Origin of the sequence: Exiguobacterium sp. R-39 (assembly GCF_049942815.1) — a bacterium.
GTDB lineage: Bacteria > Bacillota > Bacilli > Exiguobacteriales > Exiguobacteriaceae > Exiguobacterium_A.
In genome coordinates, this window is the sequence record NZ_CP187965.1 from 2,760,641 (window position 1) to 2,775,906 (window position 15,266).

A 15,266-nucleotide genomic window follows, 5' to 3' on the forward strand; every position below is an offset into this window, starting at 1 on the left:
GGTCTCTTCTTAAGAAACAAGAAGAGACCTGGATCCGCACAATGGCAGAATCCACTCGACTCATCTCTCAGACAATTGTCTGATGGAATTGGCACAGTGCTCATAATGAGTCTGTTGCCGAGGTTTCGTAGGGCCAGTCCCTCCACCTCTCTGGATAAGTGTTGCGGTATGAAATTCGTATGTGTGTTGTTGCCGGTTGAACTTATGTCGTAAAACTAATTTTTACACTACAGAAAGATCTTTTAAAGGTCAACCATATTTTCAAAAATAAACCATATGACCCATATCGATTGTTGTCCCGGGACAAACTGGATCGTTGTCTGAATTTTGACGCCTGTTCAAGAGAGTTTGACAATTCATTTCCGCCAATGCTATCATCTTCTCAATGATTAATCCGACAATTCCTATACGATATATCAAGAGTGGACGAGAGACCTGGCTCTAGGACTCCACGGCAACCTGCTGTTATGCAAGGTGCTCCGACCAGCAAAGCGGTTGCTTTGGATGATACACACGAGAAACTCGTTTGCGTCCAAAGCCAAACGGGTTTTTATTTTTGAAATGGAGGACGAGATGATGAGTATGGTTTATCCTGTTATACCGGGTGCCGAAGCCTTTTCCTTAGGACGCGGATCCGTCGGCATTTTGCTCTGTCATGGTTTTAACGCAACGCCGCAAAGCGTTCGGGCTGTAGGAGAACAGTTCGCAGAACAAGGTTTCTCCGTCTATGCCCCTCGCCTGCACGGTCATGGGACCGATGTCCTGGAATTCGAAGCGACGACGGCAGATGACTGGAAACAGAGCTTGCGTGACGGCTTCGAACAGTTAGCCGGACGGTGCGAATCGATCTTCATCGTCGGACAATCGATGGGGGCGACACTTGCCCTGTCACTTGCCGCTGAAGGTCTCCCGATTGCAGGAATCATCACGATCAATGCCGCCTTGTCCGTCCCTGCTTACGAAGCCTTATCCTTCACCGATTGTCCGGTCTATCTGCCGGAAAGCACCCCTGATATCAAGCAGACCGCTTTTGAAATCATCTATGATCTTGTCCCCGCAGTTTGTGCTTCAGAACTGTTACGACTCATTGATGACACGCGACTACACTTAGCGACGATTCAAATTCCGACACTTATTTTATATTCTGCTGAGGATCACGTCGTCCCGCCGGCCTGTTCCGATTATTTGTACCGGACGATTGGGGCAACAGATAAACGCAGTTATTGTCTGCTCGACTCGTACCATGTCGCGACGCTTGACCATGATCAAAAGACGATTGTCCGTGAGACCTTACAATTCATCGAACAGTTCAGCCGGTTGACACGAACCGGTTGATAAAAAAAAGCGAACGATTCCCGGCCGTGAGGCCAAAGAATCGTTCGCTTTTTCAAATCGTCTATTCTCAATTTTGCTGTTGTTTTTTCCATTCCTGTAACGGTTGCGGTTTGCCCGGAACTTGATGACAATGACGGCAACGCGGTTCATAGGATTCAGACGCCCCGACGAGAATGATTGGATCATTGTAGTTTGCCGGCTTCCCGTCAATCAATCGTTGTGTCCGTGACGCCGGATCTCCGCATGACAGACAAATCGCCTGTAATTTCGTCACGAATTCCGCACGTGCCAGTAATTCAGGCATCTTGCCGAATGGCTCGGCCCGAAAATCCTGATCGAGTCCCGCACAAATAACGCGTTTGCCATCTTGAGCCAGTGCTTCGATGACTGCGACAATCTCATCGTCAAAAAATTGAACTTCGTCAATCGCGACGATTTGCGTCTCTTCCGCCACTGCTGCATAGACATCACGGCTCGTCGCCATCGGAATCGCAATGACCGAGTTACCGATATGCGACACGACATGCTCTTCATGATACCGGTCATCGATTGCCGGCTTGAACACTTGAACCGGTAACTTTCCATACTGTGCCCGTCTGACACGACGGATCAGTTCTTCTGACTTGCCGGAAAACATACTTCCGCAAATCACTTCAATCCAACCATATTGATTGATCACATGCATCATCGTAAACACCGTCCTCTAAATTAGTCACTTTAACGAGTATAGCCCGAATCTAAATTGAGAAAAAGGATTGACTTCTAAAAATCAAAAACCCTTGCCAAATTCGCCACTTTCTTCATCTTCTCATTTCAACTGGTATGTATTTCCTGTACACTGAAAGAGAAGTTTCTTTGAAGGAAGGTGACTCCGATTCATCACATATTACATGAAGTCCTCCATCAATATGGAGCGTTCGGACTCGCAATTCTTCTAGCCGGTGGAATCGTCGGTCTTCCGGTTCCAGACGAGACGTTACTCGTCATGTCAGGATTCTGGATGCATCATGGTGATTTGCCGCTCGTCGGGACAATTCTTGCTGCCTATGCCGGCAGTTGTATCGGAATGACAATCAGCTATGTGCTCGGTCTGAAACTTGGAATGCCGTTGCTCCATCGAATGGCTCCGAAGTTACGTATTTCTGAAAAACATATTTTCAAAGCAGAAGCCGGATTTTTACGTTACGGAAAAACGGTTTTAATCATCGGTTATTACATACCCGGTCTCCGGCAACTGTCCGCTTTTTTTGCCGGCGTCTCGAAAATGCCGTTCCGGATCTTCGTTACTTATGCCTATACCGGTGCTTTAATTTGGATCAGTGTCTTTTTAGGAGCAGGTTATTTCCTAGGTCGTCATTTTTCCTTCAGTCTTTTACTCGAACATTTTGCGAACAATCCGGATACACTTCCGTATCTGATTGGTGCTGCCGGTGGAATCGGTCTATCCTTCGTTTTAAAAACGTATCTGGCGTACCGTGCCAAGTTCTGTCTATACAAAAACAGCCTGCTCCAGTAATGGAGACAGGCTGTTTTTTAATACTGAAGTCGCAATTACTTGCGGCCGTATTTTTTGTTGAAGCGATCGACACGACCGTCTGCAGCGTTGAACTTTTGACGACCAGTGTAGAATGGGTGCGAGTCCGAAGACACATCCACACGGATGAGTGGGTACTCGTTTCCATCTTCCCAAGTGATTGTCTCGTTCGAAGAACGTGTAGAACCAGTCAAGAATTTGTACTCAGTAGTTGAGTCCATAAATACAACTTTGTTGTAGTTTGGGTGAATTCCTTGTTTCATGGTTGTTTTCTCTCCTTCCGCCCTGGTTCATTTGCTGAGCCAGAGTAAGTTACCTTCCTATACTAAACGATTTTTTCATGTCCCGCAATACCTATTTTCAAGTCGTTGTGTCGGTTTTCGTCACACGTGGTTTAACAGGTGCGCGCCGTACGGGTTTCTTCTTTTCTTTCTCCAGTTCGACAAAAAATTCTTCGTTATTTTTCGTGTCCCGAATCTTGCGTAAGAAGCTGTCGACGAACTCATTGGACTCGTTCATCGTCCGGCGGATCGTCCACAAGGCATCGAGCTGATCTTGCGGTAACAGCAACTCTTCTTTCCGTGTTCCGGATTTCCGGATATCGATGGCCGGGAAGATCCGGCGCTCGGATAATTTCCGGTCCAGATGCAGTTCCATATTGCCGGTTCCTTTAAACTCTTCATAGATGACATCATCCATCCGGGAACCGGTTTCGACGAGTGCCGTCGCAAGAATCGTCAGACTGCCACCGTGTTCGATATTCCGGGCGGCACCGAAAAAGCGTTTCGGTTTGTGGAAGGCTGCCGGGTCAATCCCTCCGGACAATGTCCGACCGCTTTGCGGAACAGTTAAGTTATAAGCCCGCGTCAACCGTGTAATCGAGTCCATTAAAATAACGACATCTTTTTTATGTTCGACGAGACGCATCGCCCGCTCAAGGACAAGTTCCGAAATCCGGACGTGGTTGTCCGGTGTTTCGTCAAACGTTGAACTGACGACATCCGCTCCGGGGACAGAACGTTCGATGTCCGTCACTTCTTCCGGCCGTTCGTCAATCAACAGAATAATCAATTCAACATCCGGATGATTCACCTGGATCGAATTGGCGATTTCTTTTAATAGAGAAGTCTTACCTGCTTTTGGCGGCGCGACAATCAAACCGCGTTGGCCAAATCCAACCGGGGCAATCATATCCATCACCCGGACCGACAAATGACGCGGTTCTGTCTCAAGACGCATCAGACGATCTGGATAGATCGGTGTCAATGCCGGGAAAAACAGACGATTGCGCGCCGTATCCGGTGCTTCTCCATTGACGGCTTCCACACTTAAAAGACCTTGGAACCGTTCATTTTCTTTTGGCGGCCGGACTTTTCCAGTCACGACGTCTCCGTTACGGAGATTAAAGCGGCGGATTTGTGAGGCGGCGATGTAGATATCTTCAGAGGATTGCGAATAGTTGATAGGACGAAGGAAGCCGAAGCCGCCATCATTTTGCATTTGTGGGTTTCCGGGGATAACTTCGAGTACCCCTTCGAGGAAATAAAGACCGGTGGACTCTGCTTGCGCTTTAAGAATCTTGAACATCAATTCACGCTTACGCGCCTCTCGGTACTGTGGTACGTTTTTTGTTTTTGCAATCTCATATAAATCTTTTAATGTCAGGTTGCTGAGTTGAGCGAGTGTATAGGAACGTTCTGGTTTGTCAGTTTTTTCAGTTGGCATATGCATTCACCTATTCTTCGTATAAATTCAGGAGCAAAGGATGTAATCATCATGGTGCGATGATCATGTTGTATATTCTTCGTGAATTAAAGGTATCACATTTCATCCATTTCGTCGTGATTTAAGAAATGGGAATTTCTTCTTTGTAATATTCGAGTATATTATTGCAGTTATGTTACAAAAACGTCATGTTTTGTAGCGGAACTGAAAAAACGTTTTCATGTCTCCGCATGCTAAGATAATCGTGCAGAGAAAAACTTACACAGTTGTAAGGCAAACTGCTTAAACAAACACTTAATGAGATACATCATATAACTCGGTTTTCAAAACTACTTTAAAATGACATGGAGGATTTCACATATGAAACGTTTTCTAGCATCGGTCGCAACGGCAGCATTAGTGGTTTCAGGATTTGCATCAGTGGGAACAGATAAGGTTGAGGCAGCTTCTACAGTAACGAAAGTTAAAATCACAGACAGCGGATTACGTGTTCGGACGGGTCCTTCTACAAAAGCAAGCATCGTTGGTAAAGTAAACGCAGGCCAAACATTTACATACAAAGGTAAATCAGGCAGCTGGACTAAAATTTCATACGGTGGAAAAACACGTTATGTTTCTACACAGTATACGAAAACATACAAGTCTTCTACTTCAACGGCTAAAAAATCAACAACTTCATCTTCAACACGTACACGCCTTCTAAGCGAAGCAGCTAAACATAAAGGAACTCCTTATGTATGGGGCGGAACGACAACTCGTGGATTTGACTGCTCTGGTTTCACAAGCTACGTCTACAAAAAAGCAGCGGGCAAAACATTGCCACGTACGTCTTCTTCACAATATTCTTCTTCTAGAAAAGTAAGTGTCTCAAACGTTCAACCTGGAGATCTTGTTTTCTTCTCACACGGTAGCGGCATTCAACACGTCGGTATGGCAACAAGCAAAACAAGCATGGTGAACTCAGAAACAGGTGGCGTTAAGTACTCAAGCTTCAAATCAGGTTACTGGGGTTCACGCCTTGTCGGCGCGGGTTCATACCTATAATTGAACAAACCAAGCGGTTGAGCATCGGCTCGATCGCTTTTTTTCTACCCTATTACATAAGGAGGACGGATCATTCAGATTGCTTCGACCTCTTCTTTCCACGACGGTCCTTTCATGAGCGTCTACTATGCAACAAAAGCGTACGTCCTCAATTTTTCAGAAGCTTTAGCTGATGAGCTTGCTCCTTACAATATTCAAGTGACAGCTGTTTGTCCGGGCGCCACGTATACAGATTTCGCTAAAACAGCCGATCTTGCGACATCCGGATTGTTTAAACGACCAGGTATCATGGATGCCAATACAGTTGCAAAGCTTTCCTTCACCGGGTACATGAAAGGAAAAACGCTTGTCATCCCCGGTCGCAGTAATGCAGTGTATGTCTTTATGACACGCTTTTTCACACGTCGTAAACTCGTCCAGATGACACACCAATTGCAAGCTCCGACACATAGTCTTTAATACAGTTTTATAATTTCCATGCGATTGGACTTTTATAAATTTGATATCAGAGCCTGACTCATCAGTCACTCCAAAATCAATTCTCATGACGAACGTTTCCTACATCCTCGCTTTCCACGGGCGGGAGACAAGCCGCGGCAGCTCGAATTAATATGCAATCTGCCGGGTCTTCCCTATCCCTGACGGAAGCACTAATCGCGCTTCCTTTTCTCGTAGGAGTCGAGAATGTATGTCTCCGTTCTACAGGAATCAAATAGCCGATGATCCCTTTTCATGGGACCATCGGCTGTTTCTATGCTCATTTACGACAATTTGGTGAGTAATTGAGATACCTCATACAAATGCTCTTATTTCTTGTACAAAAAGAAAAAAGAAGCAGATTTCCGGATTAAATACCGAAAATCTACCTCCCTCCATTCATTTTTTGAATCATGACTCGTATACAGCATCAAACTGCATTCCCTTTTCGAAAAGAATTACGTTCTTCACTCGACTCCTACGGGAAAAAGCGCGGTGTTCCGCGCTGTCAGAGACAAACAAGACCCTACTACTTGTCCATTTGGACAAAGTAGGCGCGGCTTGTGTCTCGCCCGAGGAAAGCGGCTGAAGAAAACGTAGATTCATTTGGATAAGCCTGTCATCCCAATTACTTAATAACGAGCTTCGGTTTTTTCTTGAACGAGTGAATTCCTTCAACGAAACGAACTGTTCCCGACTTCGCACGCATGACGACCGAGTGCGTTTGACCGCCTTGTGCCGTGAACTGAACACCTTTCATCAACTCGCTGTCCGTGACACCGGTTGCTGCGAAGATGCAGTCATCTCCCGTGACAAGGTCATCCATCATGAGGATTTTCGACGGATCTTCAATCCCCATCTTCTTGCATCGTGCGACTTCCGCTTCATCTGCAGGTAAGAGCCGGCCTTGAAGTTCTCCGCCGAGACATTTTAATGCAACGGCTGCCAGAACACCTTCCGGCGCCCCGCCTGAACCGAGCAGAATATCAATCCCTGTGTGCGGGAAAGCCGTATTGATGGCTGCTGCGACATCTCCGTCCCCAATCAGACGAATCCGTGCCCCTGTTGCCCGAATCCGTTGAATGATTTCTTCATGACGTTCCCGGTCAAGAATCGAGACGACGACGTCTTCGATTTCTTTATTTTTTGCTTTTGCGACGGCCGCGATGTTTTCTTCAATCGTCGCATCCAGGCTGACGTGTCCTGCTGCTTCCGGTCCGACAGCAATCTTATCCATGTACATATCCGGTGCATGTAATAAGTCTCCCGCATCGGCGACCGCAAGAACTGCGAGTGCGCCCCATGTTCCTTTAGCGACGATGTTCGTGCCTTCGAGCGGATCGACGGCGACGTCAAGACGTGGTCCGTATCCATTTCCGAGTTTCTCACCGATATAAAGCATCGGTGCCTCATCCATTTCCCCTTCGCCGATGACGACCGTTCCTTTCATCGGGATCGTATCAAATACATCACGCATGGCGCTTGTTGCTGCGTCATCTGCCTCGTTTTTCAAGCCCTTCCCCATCCAGCGTGCCGAAGCCAGTGCTGCTGCCTCCGTTACGCGTACGAGTTCCATTGATAAACTTCTCTCCATGTGTATAATCCCCTCTCCCTAACTGAAAACCTTAAACCGTTTCGCGCCAAACAAGAGCTCCGAGTCCTTTTAACTTCTCGACGAACTGTTCATAGCTTTGATCAAGTACTTCTGCATGGTGTAATGACGTTTCACCGGAAGCAAGCATTCCACTTAACACGAGGGCCGCTGCACCGCGCGGATCATGAGCTTCAATTTCCGTACCACGTAACGCTTCACCACCACGGATGATGATCGAAGCGTCTTCGTGTGTAATTCGTGCATTCAACCGCCGCATCTCCTGGACATGCCGGAAACGTTGAGGATACAGCTTATCGACGACGACACTCGCGCCTTTCGGTTTCAACAGGACAGCCGAGATGATCGGTTGAAGATCGCTCGGAAAGCCGCCGTAGTGAAAAACACGAATATCGATCGGTTTCGCCATATCGATGGATGCTGTGACCGAATCATCCGCCAACTCGATGTTGGCCCCGAACCGTTCCAGCTTTTGAATGATGCTTTCAAGATGTAACGGAATGACATTATCCACCGTCACACGGCCGAGGACTGCTCCCATTGCCAGGAACGTACCTGCTTCCATCCGGTCCGGAATCAAGGTATGGCGGCATCCTTGAAGCGTCTTGACGCCTTTGATTCGAATCTCATCGGTCCCTGCACCTTTGACACTCGCACCCATATTCGTCAACATCGTACTGACGTCGATGACTTCCGGATCACACGCTGCATTTTCAATGACCGTCGTTCCTTCCGCCATGACGGCGACCAGTAAAGCACTGATTGTCGCACCGAATGAAGGAAGGTCCAAATAAATCCGGTTTCCCTTCAACTCTTCGACATGCATGTAGTAAACCCCTTGTTCATTTCGCATCGCGACACCAAGTCGTTCCAGTGCCTTGATGTGTAAATCAATCGGCCGAGGACCGATGGCATAACCACCGGGCAGACCGACGACCCCCTGTTTGAATCGCGCCGCGAGGACACTCATCAGATAAATCGATCCACGTAATTTTCGTGTATCTGTCCCTGTGAGCGGCATCGGTTCGACATGACTCGGGTCAATCGTCACCATATCGCCTTGACGTGTTACGACGGCTCCAAGCATCTCAATGATCTGGATCATCGTCGCAACGTCGCCAATGTCCGGTACCCCCTCAAGAATGACCTGTTGATCGGTCAGTAATGCTGCCGCGAGACACGGAATCGCACTCTGTTTCGATCCACTGATCATGACGGTTCCTTCAAGACGTTGTTGTCCTACGATATGCAAAATGTCCACATTCCATCAACCTTTCTCTACAATCTGTTATTGCTGCGCTTTTTCCCAGTCAGCAAGGAAACGTTCGATTCCCTGTGTCGTTAACGGGTGTTGCGTCAGTGACTCAATGACATTGAGCGGAATCGTCGCGATGTCAGCTCCAGCGAGTGCCGCATTCGTGACGTGCACCGGATTACGGACAGAAGCCGCGATGATTTGTGTCGGAATATCATGAATGACGAAGATATGAGCAATCGTCTCGACCAGTCCCATTCCATCTTGACCGATATCATCCAGACGACCGAGGAACGGTGATACATATGTCGCACCGGCACGTGCCGCGAGCAAGGCCTGGTTCGGGTTGAAGATCAATGTGACGTTCGTCGTGATGTTTTCTTTTGAAAGAGCTGCGACGGCTTCCAGTCCTGCCGGTGTCATCGGAACCTTTACCGTAATGTTCGGTGCAATCTGAGCAAGTTCCTTCCCTTCCCGAATCATTCCTTCTGCATCAAGCGCAATGACTTCGGCACTGACGGAGACGTCTCCGACGATTTCACAAATTTCGCGCAGTCGTGTATGGAAATCGACGCCTTCTTTCGCGACGAGTGACGGGTTTGTGGTGACCCCGTCCAAAATCCCCATTTTATGTGCTTTTTTAATATCCTCTACGTTTGCTGTGTCGATAAAAAATCTCATCTCTCTCTTTCCCCTTTCATTCCTTAAAATATCCCTTGAAATCGCTTACTCTTCTATTATAAATTTTTTCGCCGAGAAGTCCTAACGTTTTCCAAAACAATCTGCTGATTTAGATGAAAAAAAGCACGATAGACGAGTGTCTATCGTGCTTTAGGCATGGAAAATTAAGCTTTGTTGCTTGAACCGAACTCACGCATCTTACCGATGACTGTTTGTTTGATTGCTTCGCGACCTGGTGCGATGAATACGCGTGGGTCATATGCTTCTGGTTTCTCAGCCAAGACTTCACGAACCACTTTCGCGAACGAAATTTGGTTTTCCGTGTTGACGTTGATTTTCGAAGTACCAAGCGAAATTGCTTTTTCGATATCGTGTGTCGGGATTCCTGTTCCACCGTGAAGAACGAGTGGAAGGTCTGTTGCGTTACGGATTTCTTCCATTTCAGTGAAACCAAGGTTTGGTTCACCTTTGTATGGTCCGTGAACAGAACCGAGCGCAGGAGCAAGCGTGTCAATTCCAGTTTCTTTGACGATACGAACGCAGTCGTCAAGTTTCGCGTACATGACATCACCGATGACGTCGTCTTCTTGTCCGCCAACTGTACCAACTTCCGCTTCGACTGAAACACCCTTCGAATGCGCATACTCAACAACAGCTTTTGTTGTTTCGATGTTTGTGTCGATCGGGCTATGTGAATCGTCGATCATTACAGATGTAAATCCAGCGTCGATCGCTTCTTTACATTTTTCAACGCTCGAACCGTGGTCGAGGTGGATTGCAACAGGAACTGTTACTTTCATGTCGTGAACGAGACCTTCTACCATTTTAACAACTGTGTAGAATCCGCCCATGTGACGTGCTGCACCTTCAGATACTCCAAGAATAACCGGCGACTGCTCTTCTTGAGCCGCACCGAGTACTGCTTGAGTCCACTCGAGGTTGTTGATGTTGAATTGACCTACTGCGTACTTACCTTCGAGAGCTTTGTTTAACATGTCTGTCATAGATACTAATGGCATAATGACATCCTCCTCTGTTTTGATCGCTACTTACACGTAAACGTGCATTTTCAGACTGATTATAACACACTGATTCACCGGAACGTACAGCATTTCACTCCGAATTTAGGATTGTGACGACGACGTGAAGGATTAACCGCTTACATCGTTCGAAATTTGCACAGTCACTTCTTTTTTTAATTCAAAGATGTCAAACGGCTTTCCGAAGAAGGCGACGACACCGAGTCGTTTCGCTTCTTCCATCGCTTCTGTTTCGTCCAAAGCAGTCATCAGAATCGTCCGGATCCGTCGTCCGACCTCGTCCTGATGGCGCAATACTTCAAGACCGGTTCGGCCCGGCATATTGACATCCATCAATAATAAGTCGTATTCCGTTTCTTTCAGCCGTTCGATCGTCTCAAGACCATCGACAGCGACATCGGTCGTATATCCTTGCGCCCGAAACAATTGTGCCAGTAAATTCCGAATCCCCGGTTCATCTTCCGCGATGAGTAATCTTCCTTTCATCTCCCACACTCCTCCTCTAGTTATTTCCATTCTACATGAAAGCAAAACTTGCTATATACTGTGTGTGAGAGAAATTTAGAAAGGATGTTAGAAATGCTGAAAATTTTAGCGACACAATTCAACGGGAAACTACAAACGCTTACAAAACAGGAAGACGAATTGTTCGATGTCGTCCGGCTGCTTGCCCAGGCACTCGTCGGTCAAGGAAAAGTCTATCTCGATGCCTACGGCGAGTTTGAAGGACTGTATCCAATGTTGTCCGACGGTCCGGACCAGATGAAACGTGTCTCGAAAATTAAGGATCATAAAACCCTCCATGCGGTCGACCGCGTGTTGATTTTCACACCGGATACGGAACGTTCCGATCTGCTCGCGTCGCTTGCCCGCTATGATGCCTGGCACACGCCGTATTCGATCATCACGCTTGGCGACGTGACCGAAACACTCGAACGTTCGATTGCTCCGCTTGCCTTGAAATTCGATAAAGGGCTGCTTCCGGCTGAGGACGGTTCCCGTCACGGATTGCCGAGTCTCGCGCTTGGTGCCTTCTTGTTAACGCACATTTTGACGCAATTACAGGAGATGACGGAAGAGTGGGAATGACGCTTTTCTTCTATAGTAATAAACTAAACAACCCTGTCTCCAATTTGGAAACAGGGTTGTTTAGCCGTTCGCTAAATTTCTTACTCACCAAGTGATGCTTGGATGAAGTCATGGAATAAGGCTTGCGGACGCTCCGGACGCGAAATCAATTCCGGGTGGAACTGACATGCGACGAACCATTTGTGTTCTGGAATCTCGATGATTTCAACGAGACGGCCATCCGGGCTTGTACCGGAGAAGATCATACCGTTTGCTTCGAACTGTTCACGGAATTCGTTACCGAACTCGTAACGGTGACGGTGACGCTCGTACACGAGTTCGCTTGAATACGCGGCACGTGCTTTTGAACCGTCTTCGAGCTTACATGGATACAGACCAAGACGAAGTGTTCCTCCGAGATCCTCGATGTCTTTTTGCTCCGGAAGCAAGTCGATGATCGGATACGGTGTCGCCGGATCGATTTCTGCCGAGTGGGCACCTTTTAAGTTCAAGACGTTGCGCGCGAACTCAACTGTCGCCAGTTGCATACCGAGACAAATTCCGAAGAACGGTACATTGTTTTCACGGGCAAAACGTGTTGCTTCGATTTTCCCTTCGATTCCACGCTCTCCGAATCCGCCCGGAACAAGGATTCCGTTTGCTGAGCCAAGCAGTTCCTGAACGTTGTCACGTGTGACATCTTCTGCATTGATCCAGTCGATTTCGATGTCGCTGTTAAAAGCAAAACCGGCATGCTTCAAAGCTTCTGCAACCGAAATGTACGCATCACGCAATTCAACGTACTTCCCGACAAGTGCGATTTTCGTTTTCTTCTCGAGGTGTGTCACGGTGTGAACGAGTTGCTTCCATGCTGTCATATCAGCAACCGGTGTATCGAACTTGAAGTAGTCACAGACGAGCTGGTCCATGCCTTGACGTTGTAAGTTAAGCGGTACTTCATACAGTGTCGATGCATCCTTCGCTTCGATGACGGCTTCCGGACGTGTATCACAGAAGAGGGCAATTTTATCTTTCATTTCTTGCGGTACATCATGCTCGGCACGAAGCACGATGATATCCGGCTGAATGCCGTAGCTGCGGAGTTCTTTGACACTGTGTTGTGTCGGTTTTGTCTTCAGCTCGCCAGCAGCTGCAAGATACGGAACGAGCGTACAGTGAACGTACATGACGTTCTCTTTTCCGATATCGTTTTTCACCTGACGAATGGCTTCGATGAACGGAAGCGATTCGATATCCCCTACTGTTCCGCCAATCTCTGTGATGACGACATCTGCGCCTGTTTCTTTCCCGGCACGGAAGACACGATCTTTGATTTCATTCGTGATGTGCGGAATGACCTGAACCGTTCCACCGTTGTAATCACCGCGACGTTCTTTTTTAAGAACGGTCGAGTAAATCCGGCCGGATGTCACGTTCGCATTCTGGCTGAGATTGATGTCGATGAACCGTTCGTAGTGACCAAGGTCAAGATCGGTTTCAGCGCCATCATCCGTGACGAATACTTCCCCGTGCTGGTACGGGCTCATCGTCCCCGGGTCGATGTTGATGTACGGGTCGAATTTTTGGATCGTGACGTTGAGGCCACGGTTTTTCAAGAGACGGGCGAGTGATGCTGCCGTGATCCCTTTACCGAGTGAAGATACTACCCCACCGGTTACGAAAATATACTTTGTCATGATTAAATTGCTCCCTTCTCGAGTCCAGAAATCTGTCAGAGGTCGTTAAAAAATAAAAAAGCAAAAGTGCCCCCATTCACAGGAGACACTTTTGCTGAAATTAAGCACGTTGCTTAAAGAAGCCCATGACTAACTTACGTCATTCCGAAAACTTCGTCAAGCAGATTTTTTAAAGAAAAAAATCACACACACTTGTGTCAGCCGTCAACGAAAAAACTACCATTTTCATGTTCAAAAATGGCAGGTTGCGGTTGTTAAACTTCTTCGTCATCTTCCTCGAAATCTTCGAGGTCTTCTTCATCCAAATCGTCTTCAAGGTCATCAATGACCGCAACTTTTTTGAATGTGTCTTCTTCGCTGTCGTCTGCTGCATCGTAATCAGCAGTTTTCGCGAATGTATCGAGATCATCTTCAATCGTCTCGAACTCATCTTCTTCCGCATCATAGTTGAACTCTTCTTCGAACTCATCGAGTTCACCACGTTGACGGGCTTCGATAACCAAATCCTCATCCGATTTATCGAACGGGTACCATGCACGAAGCGACCAACGGTTAGCTCCGACGTTAACGAAGTTCCCATCGATGTTCATGTCCGTATAGAGTTGGGCAAGTTTCTCGAACTTATCCTCTTCATTTTTAAACGTATGGAATTTTTCGATTTCTTTAATGATGTCATCGAAAGTAATAGGCTGTTCGCCCGCTTCTTGCAGCATTTCATTGACGAAGTTAATCAGTGAAAGATCAGTAATTTCTTCTTTACTTAAACGGCTGAGGCTCATTGTGACGGCCACTTCCTTTCATTTGCGTTCAATCCATTACTTCTCATTATACGCAAAAGGGCTTTTAAAAATCCAGTCCCTCGCAAAAAAAGATTCATCAAAAAAGAAAATCGGGTTTTTGACAGCGTCGAAAAAGGAATAATCCAAAAGAAAAGAAGGAGGAATCACGGATGGACATGACAATCGAACGGGTTAATGATTTCGATGGATATAACTGGCTTCCGTTGCTCGCTAAAAGTTCCCAGGAAGGATTCCAACTGGTCGAGCGGATGTTACGGAACCGCCGGGAGGAATCGTTTCAAAAAGACGGGGAAGCGATGTTCGTCGTCCTTTCGACGAACAATCAGGTCCTAGCCTGCGGGGGATATATGAAGCAATCCGGTCAATCCGGAACGGGTCGGATCCGCCACGTCTATGTATTGCCGGAAGCCCGGTCGCACGGCATCGGGACTGCCTTACTGGAAAAAATCATGTCTGAAGCATTTTTGACGTATGATCGGTTAGTCCTCTACAGCGAACAGGCCGATCCCTTTTATCAAGGGCTCGGATTTCAACTCGTTTCCGGCGAAAAAATCACGCACACCATTGATAAAACATCCTTCGCCAACTCAAACCGATGAATTGACATATCGAGAAGTATCGATTAGATTGATGGCATGACACAACAAGTAGATCTTTTTAAAGCGTTGTCGAACGAAGTCCGTCTCGACATCTTACGCTGGCTCAAGGATCCAGAGACTCATTTCAACAAACCGGCTGCTCACTTGTCAACGAATCTCGCTGAAAAAGGAGGCGTCTGTGTTGGTGATATACAGGAGAAGGCGAACTTGTCCCAATCCACGGTATCCCAGTACTTGGCGATGTTACAAAAAGTCGGATTGCTCGAATCCGAACGGCACGGCAAGTGGACGTATTACCGTCGAAATGAAGAAAAGATCAAAGAGCTGGCAGAGTATCTAAAAGGAGAACTCTAAAGGGTTTTCCTTTGTTCATGTATCGACAATTCTCGATATATAGAT

The 15,266-nt window shown here is 47.2% G+C and carries 17 protein-coding genes and 2 riboswitches; of the genes, 7 read left to right on the forward strand and 10 right to left on the reverse strand.

Features of this window, described 5'->3' with window-relative positions; translation table 11 throughout:
- Positions 1-57: 57 nt before the first annotated feature.
- Positions 58-161, reverse strand: a riboswitch (SAM riboswitch).
- 249 nt (positions 162-410) lie between these two features.
- A riboswitch (SAM riboswitch) is annotated at positions 411-514 on the forward strand.
- Between the two features lie 62 nt (positions 515-576).
- On the forward strand, positions 577-1,335 hold the full coding sequence (locus tag ACP26N_RS14340; RefSeq protein ID WP_426354230.1) for an alpha/beta hydrolase: 759 nt from the start codon (positions 577-579) through the stop codon (positions 1,333-1,335).
- Positions 1,336-1,402: 67 nt separating this feature from the next.
- On the opposite strand, the gene ACP26N_RS14345 is transcribed toward ACP26N_RS14340, so the two are convergent.
- Positions 1,403-2,023 carry a thymidine kinase gene (locus tag ACP26N_RS14345; RefSeq protein ID WP_131502427.1) on the reverse strand — a complete coding sequence of 207 codons (621 nt, stop codon included), beginning with the start codon at positions 2,021-2,023 and terminating at the stop codon, positions 1,403-1,405.
- Between the two features lie 177 nt (positions 2,024-2,200).
- Here ACP26N_RS14345 and ACP26N_RS14350 point away from each other — a divergent pair, with 177 nt between their 5' ends.
- Entirely contained in the window at positions 2,201-2,851 is a 651-nt protein-coding gene (locus tag ACP26N_RS14350; RefSeq protein ID WP_214855864.1) for a DedA family protein, read from the forward strand.
- A 35-nt stretch (positions 2,852-2,886) separates the two neighbouring features.
- On the opposite strand, the gene ACP26N_RS14355 is transcribed toward ACP26N_RS14350, so the two are convergent.
- Both ACP26N_RS14355 and rho read right to left on the reverse strand, forming a co-directional pair.
- The gene (locus ACP26N_RS14355; protein ID WP_012371588.1) at positions 2,887-3,132 is read right to left on the reverse strand and encodes a type B 50S ribosomal protein L31; all 246 of its coding nucleotides are present in this window, start codon (positions 3,130-3,132) and stop codon (positions 2,887-2,889) included.
- A 97-nt stretch (positions 3,133-3,229) separates the two neighbouring features.
- The gene (gene rho / locus ACP26N_RS14360; RefSeq protein ID WP_131502429.1) at positions 3,230-4,594 is read right to left on the reverse strand and encodes a transcription termination factor Rho; all 1,365 of its coding nucleotides are present in this window, start codon (positions 4,592-4,594) and stop codon (positions 3,230-3,232) included.
- A 360-nt stretch (positions 4,595-4,954) separates the two neighbouring features.
- Between rho and ACP26N_RS14365 the strand changes: the two genes are divergently transcribed.
- A complete protein-coding gene (locus ACP26N_RS14365; RefSeq protein WP_131502430.1) occupies positions 4,955-5,638 on the forward strand; it encodes a C40 family peptidase in 684 nt (227 codons plus the stop codon).
- A gap of 72 nt (positions 5,639-5,710) precedes the next feature.
- On the forward strand, positions 5,711-6,097 hold the full coding sequence (locus tag ACP26N_RS14370; protein ID WP_426355418.1) for an SDR family NAD(P)-dependent oxidoreductase: 387 nt from the start codon (positions 5,711-5,713) through the stop codon (positions 6,095-6,097).
- A 646-nt stretch (positions 6,098-6,743) separates the two neighbouring features.
- Here ACP26N_RS14370 and glpX read toward each other — a convergent pair.
- From glpX to ACP26N_RS14395, 5 genes are all read right to left on the reverse strand, one after another.
- Positions 6,744-7,709, reverse strand: coding sequence for a class II fructose-bisphosphatase (glpX, locus tag ACP26N_RS14375; RefSeq protein WP_114597299.1), 966 nt, complete (start codon positions 7,707-7,709; stop codon positions 6,744-6,746).
- A gap of 31 nt (positions 7,710-7,740) precedes the next feature.
- Complete coding sequence (gene murA, locus ACP26N_RS14380; protein WP_131972053.1) at positions 7,741-8,988, reverse strand: UDP-N-acetylglucosamine 1-carboxyvinyltransferase; 1,248 nt, start codon at positions 8,986-8,988, stop codon at positions 7,741-7,743.
- 27 nt (positions 8,989-9,015) lie between these two features.
- Positions 9,016-9,663: a fructose-6-phosphate aldolase gene (fsa, locus tag ACP26N_RS14385; RefSeq protein ID WP_426354233.1), complete on the reverse strand. Its 648-nt coding sequence runs from the start codon at positions 9,661-9,663 to the stop codon at positions 9,016-9,018.
- Positions 9,664-9,827: 164 nt separating this feature from the next.
- Entirely contained in the window at positions 9,828-10,682 is an 855-nt protein-coding gene (fba, locus tag ACP26N_RS14390; RefSeq protein ID WP_131502432.1) for a class II fructose-1,6-bisphosphate aldolase, read from the reverse strand.
- Between the two features lie 132 nt (positions 10,683-10,814).
- Positions 10,815-11,189: a response regulator gene (locus ACP26N_RS14395; protein ID WP_026827306.1), complete on the reverse strand. Its 375-nt coding sequence runs from the start codon at positions 11,187-11,189 to the stop codon at positions 10,815-10,817.
- A gap of 93 nt (positions 11,190-11,282) precedes the next feature.
- On the opposite strand from ACP26N_RS14395, the gene ACP26N_RS14400 reads away from it, so the two are divergent.
- Positions 11,283-11,792 carry a DUF2529 family protein gene (locus tag ACP26N_RS14400; RefSeq protein WP_131502433.1) on the forward strand — a complete coding sequence of 170 codons (510 nt, stop codon included), beginning with the start codon at positions 11,283-11,285 and terminating at the stop codon, positions 11,790-11,792.
- 80 nt (positions 11,793-11,872) lie between these two features.
- Here the strand turns inward: ACP26N_RS14400 and ACP26N_RS14405 are convergent, their stop codons facing one another.
- A complete protein-coding gene (locus ACP26N_RS14405; protein WP_131502434.1) occupies positions 11,873-13,468 on the reverse strand; it encodes a CTP synthase in 1,596 nt (531 codons plus the stop codon).
- Positions 13,469-13,722: 254 nt separating this feature from the next.
- On the reverse strand, positions 13,723-14,247 hold the full coding sequence (gene rpoE, locus ACP26N_RS14410; RefSeq protein WP_131502435.1) for a DNA-directed RNA polymerase subunit delta: 525 nt from the start codon (positions 14,245-14,247) through the stop codon (positions 13,723-13,725).
- A 170-nt stretch (positions 14,248-14,417) separates the two neighbouring features.
- On the opposite strand from rpoE, the gene ACP26N_RS14415 reads away from it, so the two are divergent.
- Positions 14,418-14,867: a GNAT family N-acetyltransferase gene (locus ACP26N_RS14415; RefSeq protein ID WP_131972051.1), complete on the forward strand. Its 450-nt coding sequence runs from the start codon at positions 14,418-14,420 to the stop codon at positions 14,865-14,867.
- 36 nt (positions 14,868-14,903) lie between these two features.
- Positions 14,904-15,221, forward strand: coding sequence for an ArsR/SmtB family transcription factor (locus tag ACP26N_RS14420; protein ID WP_114597294.1), 318 nt, complete (start codon positions 14,904-14,906; stop codon positions 15,219-15,221).
- Positions 15,222-15,266 lie beyond the last annotated feature (45 nt).